The organism is Variovorax sp. P1_H12_2 (genome assembly GCF_056405335.1).
In genome coordinates, this window is the sequence record NZ_JBFUCI010000452.1 from 1 (window position 1) to 4,948 (window position 4,948).

Annotated in this window: 6 protein-coding genes; all 6 read right to left on the reverse strand. The window is 64.8% G+C overall.

All coding sequences use genetic code 11. From position 1 onward, the window contains the following. Positions 1-125 precede the first annotated feature (125 nt). Positions 126-731 (reverse strand): hypothetical protein, encoded by a 606-nt coding sequence (locus AC1D2K_RS29785; RefSeq protein WP_478093429.1) that lies wholly within the window; start codon positions 729-731, stop codon positions 126-128. Further along, positions 700-1,224, reverse strand: a complete 525-nt coding sequence (locus AC1D2K_RS29790; RefSeq protein WP_478093430.1) for a single-stranded DNA-binding protein — start codon at positions 1,222-1,224, stop codon at positions 700-702. Before AC1D2K_RS29790 ends, AC1D2K_RS29785 begins: the two co-directional genes overlap by 32 nt. Before the next feature lie 60 nt (positions 1,225-1,284). Then, positions 1,285-2,355 (reverse strand): P-type DNA transfer ATPase VirB11, encoded by a 1,071-nt coding sequence (gene virB11 / locus AC1D2K_RS29795; protein WP_478093432.1) that lies wholly within the window; start codon positions 2,353-2,355, stop codon positions 1,285-1,287. A 10-nt stretch (positions 2,356-2,365) separates the two neighbouring features. Further along, a complete protein-coding gene (locus AC1D2K_RS29800; RefSeq protein WP_478093433.1) occupies positions 2,366-3,607 on the reverse strand; it encodes a TrbI/VirB10 family protein in 1,242 nt (413 codons plus the stop codon). Further along, the gene (locus tag AC1D2K_RS29805) at positions 3,607-4,434 is read right to left on the reverse strand and encodes a TrbG/VirB9 family P-type conjugative transfer protein (protein ID WP_478093434.1); all 828 of its coding nucleotides are present in this window, start codon (positions 4,432-4,434) and stop codon (positions 3,607-3,609) included. Before AC1D2K_RS29805 ends, AC1D2K_RS29800 begins: the two co-directional genes overlap by 1 nt. Next, positions 4,431-4,948: VirB8 family type IV secretion system protein (locus AC1D2K_RS29810; protein ID WP_478093435.1), on the reverse strand; the 518-nt coding region annotated here is incomplete at its 5' end. The genes AC1D2K_RS29805 and AC1D2K_RS29810, both read right to left, overlap by 4 nt.

Sequence of the window (4,948 nt, forward strand, 5' to 3'; positions counted from 1 at the left end):
CCAGAAACGGTTCCAGACGGAGGCCGGTGGCGCGGGCTTGCGATTGTCATTCATGAAGATCGAAGCCTACTTGGGCTGGGGCGCAAGCCTCATCTCGGCCAACGCAGGGAACTCGCGCAGCCGGCTCATCTGGACCTCGCCGGTGCCTGGAGCGTCGCTCGAACTGGCAGCGTTGGCGCCCTCGATGGCGCTGACATGCGCTGCTGCTGAGCCGACAGCGACGGGCTCGCCGAGAGGCTGGCTTTGCCAAGACCGTAGGGCGTCGGCGTCTTCGATGCGGGCATGGAATCATCCACCCGATGCGGTGGGGCCAGCGGGCGCCCCATCTCCAGGGTTCGCACCGTGCGCGGCGCGGCAGGGGTGACACCCTCGGTGGCAGAAGGAAGACGACTAAGTTCGCTCGCCACCTGCTCAGCCGCCACAGGCTGCTTCCAGCCAACTCGATCTCGCATGTCGACGTAGACAAGGCGATCCGCGCCATCGATCACCGAAACACGCACGACCACTTCGGGCCGCGCCGAACGCGGATCTGCGTTGGCGTCGCCACGGGCAGCCGCACGAGCCCCCGGCTTGTCAGGCCCGATGACGTTCGACGGCGCCTCATTCGAAGTCTTGTCGGGTAGCGCTCCCCGTGCGTCGATGGCACGTCGCACGCTGTCAACGTCCTGAATGAACCTGGTGTCCGCCTCGCGCGGTGACTCAGGCGGCAACGCTTTGAGCGATTGGTTCACGAGCATCCTCCTTGTCGGGGCCGTCGCCGACCAAGGTGGTCCGCACCACGTTCAGCATCCCGGCGAGATCGGCCAGCGTGACGTCGTTTCGCAGACCCACGGCGAGGTCCCTCATCATGGTCTCGATCGAGGCCATGCTTTTGGCCGCCGCGACCACAGGATCCATCTTCGGAGCCCTGCGAAGCATCTTCATTTCATCGATCCGGATCTCGGAGCCTCGCTGCTCCTTGCCGTCCTTGTCGGTCCAACGCGTCGTCCGCAGCCGTCCTTCGACATAGACCTCGCTGCCCTTGGTGAGGAACTCCTGGGCGATCTGCGCCAAGCGGTCGTAGCAGATCAACTGGTGCCATTCCGTGTGTTCGACCAGTTCACCGGAGCCACGATCGGTCCAGTATTCATTCGTCGCCAGGCCGAAGCTCGCATAGCTGCCCTTGCCGCTCAGCCCACTTTCGGGATCTCGGCCAAGCCGGCCGATCAGTTGCACTCGATTCATTGCACTCTCCTTGGGAACGAGGAGGGCAGCGCCCTCACACCTGCGCTGGTTCCATCCACCTCACCGCACGACCGACAGCGCGAGCATCGGGTCGTAGTAGATCGCCGGCACGTGCCGACCGCGTTCTTTGTCAAACACCAATTGCACGACCACATGCACCAGCGTGTGCAGCAGCCGCATGATTTCGTCGAGCGCGAGGCTGCGGCCTTCGTCCGACGCCTTGATCAGCAGCGCGATGCGGATGAAGGCCTGCTGCGAGGAGTTCGCGTGGACGGTCGTGATGCCGCCGGGGTGGCCCGAGTTGAGGACATTCTGCACGTAGTAGAAGGTCTCATCGCCGCGCAACTCGGCCAGCAGGACGCGATTCGGCGTCTTGCGCATCACCGCCTGGAGCACCTGCTTGGCGGTGGCACCGACCACGCGCTCGCCGGCATGCCCGTCACGACGGTAGAACAGCGCCTGGGAGTTCGGATGGTTCCAAAGCGGCATCTCCGGCGTGTCCTCCACCGTGATCAACCGTTCCCAGTGAGGAATCAGTTCGATCAACGCGCGAATGAACGAGGTCTTGCCGCTGCCGGTCGCACCGGACACGATCAGGTTCTGATGTTGTCCCACCGCCTGCGTGAGAAATGCGGACCAATCCCCGGCCTGGGCCAAGGCCCATAGCTCGACCTGGACGGGCTCGAGCTGAGCGAGGAGCCTCGTACGCTCGCCTTCAACCAGGGCTGTCGAATACACATGCCGTGTTTGCTCAAAGTACCCCTGATCCACGAACTGGCTAAGCTTGAAAGACTGGCTCGTGTGCTTGCGCAGGTTCAGATAGATCATTCCCCGCGCCGCGGCCGGCGGCATCGTCATTTCAATCCGCTCGCCGTCGGGCAGGTACGCCGACAGGATGGGATTTCCTTCGTCGAAGGGTTTCTGCGAGATGTTCGCCAGGAAACTGCCCAGGGCCTGGAGATATTCGAAGTTGACCGCGGGGGCGTCGACCCGCTCCCACACCCCTCTCTTCCACAGCTGCACGGCCCCCGGGGCGTTGACGGCGACCTCGTTCACGCTTGGGTCGGCCAGCCAGCCTTCGAAGGCGCGCAGATGGGCCAGGATCGAGACGTATTTGTCGGGCGCGCCCATCCGCGAGGCCTCAGTTGGTTGCCGCCGCCGGGCGCAGCTCATACACCGTCGAAAAGTCGACGTCACGGGCCACGAAGATCTTGATGATCTCGCCTTGGTTCTTGTAGAGGCTCGGCTTCAGCTGGCTGCCCTGCTTGAGCATTTCCTCGACGATCGTGTTCGTCGTGTTGCCGGTGTTGTTCAGCTGGGAGAGCATGCTTTGCGTCCCGATGTTGTACGTGGTGCCATAGGGGCTGCCGCTGGCCCTTTGCGCGCGGGCATCGTCCTGGGCAATGTAGATCTGCTTGGCGTCCTGGAGCAGAGAGAAGAAGATGGCCCCGGCAAAGCGTTCGATCCATTTGTTGTCCACATAGCCCGACGTGCCGGCACGGCCGAGGGCATCGGTGCCGGGCGAGTTCAGTTGTACCGAGACGAAGTTCGGCGTCACGGCCCGCGACCACAGCGTGAAGATCGTCTTCTGGCCCGCCTGCAGGCCTTGGGTGTATTCGCCTTCCATCGTGGTGCCGGCTTCCATGAGCACGACCATGCCGTCCATCGACATGACGGGCGCGCTCAGGATGCATTTCAGGAACCCCGGCTGATCAGTGAGGATCGCCGTCAGCAGCGTGCAATCCGGCAACGTGCCCTTGGCAAGCGTCATGGACGGGTTTCGGTTGATCGTTGCACTGGTGCCGGGCGTGATCGTGGCGGTCAGGGCACCGGCCAGGGCATTCGTGCCACCCTGCGGCGTGGTCGCACTGGGCACGCCGACGTTCGCCACCGCGGCCCCCAAATGCGCAGCGGCCGCCCCACCCGGCGGGGCCACGGCCAGGGTGATCGCGCTCTTGCGTCGGCGCTCCCGGATGCGATCTTCTTCAGACATGCCGCCCTGGGCCGCGGACGGGGTCGCCTCGGCCTTTTTTTCCGGCTCGGGACAGTTCAGCCCGATCGGCAAGCGCAGGCCGCCCGGGCATTCGACGTAGGACGGTGAGGATGGGATCGAAGGCGGCGGCACGAGCGCCAGCGGCACCTTGACCTCCGGCGCCGACACCGGGCGGCTGTCGTTGTGCGGATCGGCCTTCGCCGGCGCAGGCGCCCCGAAAAGCCCGAAGTAGTTGTTCCGGCTCGCAATCCCGAAAAGGATCAGCACCGCCGCCACGCTCGAGGTCGCCACCAGGATCAGCTTCTGGCCCGGTGCGACGGCCCGTTTGCGCTCGATGAGCCCTTCGCGCTCCTCCTCGGCGACCGGAGCCTCCAGCTTCTGTTCGAACATCACTCACCTCCCGGTTCGCGGATGGATCGCTGCACCTTGCCGCTGGCCGTCCCGGTCGGTGCCGACTGGATCGGCAGGGTCGGCGACCGGTTGGTGATGCCCGCGACAAGCGCGCCGCGCCGCAGGATCACCCGTGTGACGACGCGGTGCAGCACCATCGTGTCGTCCTCGACGTGGTAGTCGACCAGGTTCTCGCTGCCGTCCGGCTCGATGATGAACGCCGCCGGCAAGGGATTGGCCGCGGAGAACAGCATGAAAGTCTGCCGGCCGTTGTCGTGCATCGAGAGCGGTTGCAGTTCCTTCGGGCCGACGATCCAGTAGTCGTAGTTGAGGGCGCCCTCAAGACCCGACGCCTTCAGGTCGGCTTTCATCTGCTTGCGGTCGGCGTCCTGCTTCGCCAGCGCGAGCGCCTCTGGGGTCGAAGCATCGCCTTCCGGGTACTGCAGCCGCACCCAGTAGGCAACGTTGCGGGCGGTCCTGCTCATCGTCTTGAGCTGGAACAGGTAGCTGCGACGGTTCGTGAAGAGCGTCAGGTTGGTGTCGGCCTTGACGTCCTTCGGCTTGATCACGAACAGGTTGCCGTTGATGGCCGCGTGCCAGGCGTCGCGGTCGCCCATCGCGAAGTCCTTGATGTCTTCCTTCTTGCTGAGTTCGATGGTCGTCACCACGCCTTCGGCGGCGACAATGCGGATGATGTCGTTGCCGGTGTAGCGAACCGTCTGGATTCGGGCATCGCTGGCCGACGGCACGGTGCCGACCTCGGCATGGCCCGCAACTGCAGCGAAAGTGCAGTACCCAACCGACAGCAAGCGCAGCGGCGCTTTCATCTCGCCGCCGCCTGAGGCATCCCGACGTTGGCGGGCGTGATCGGCGCCGCGGGCCCACGGATGGAACCGCCCTGCCCTGCCGAACCCGGCGGTGGGGCACTCAGCACCTGAGAAACGCCCTCCTGATCTCGCCGATAGTTGACCGCGCAGAACCCAAACGCGTTCACGTGCAGGTCGCGGATCTGAGAGGGAATGTTGGCCTGCTCGTAGCGCACCGTGAGCGTTGCGATGTAGCGCGTGCGCACAGGCGGCGCGACACCCCGCGTGACCGTCTTGTCGAACCGGACTTGCGCGACGCGCAAGTCGTCCTGGTCGGTCGGCAGGAACGTGATGTTCTGGATCTCGACGCGTTCCGAATCCGTCGGGCTCATGGTCTTCACCGGAGACTGCGCGTTGATCTCCGGGTTGAAGTAGTTCTCCCAGGCGGATCGCACCGGCCCGCAAGACATCAGGTAGGCCGTCTTGTAGTTGGCCTCTGCCTCGCCGCGGGTGAAACCCTCGCGCGCCAGCACAT

Coding starts and splice junctions, on each gene's coding strand:
- AC1D2K_RS29790 (WP_478093430.1), bottom strand. CDS start 1,224: ATGAATCGAGTGCAACTGATCGGCCGGCTTGGCCGAGATCCCGAAAGT.
- virB11 (WP_478093432.1), bottom strand. CDS start 2,355: ATGGGCGCGCCCGACAAATACGTCTCGATCCTGGCCCATCTGCGCGCC.
- AC1D2K_RS29800 (WP_478093433.1), bottom strand. CDS start 3,607: ATGTTCGAACAGAAGCTGGAGGCTCCGGTCGCCGAGGAGGAGCGCGAA.
- AC1D2K_RS29805 (WP_478093434.1), bottom strand. CDS start 4,434: ATGAAAGCGCCGCTGCGCTTGCTGTCGGTTGGGTACTGCACTTTCGCT.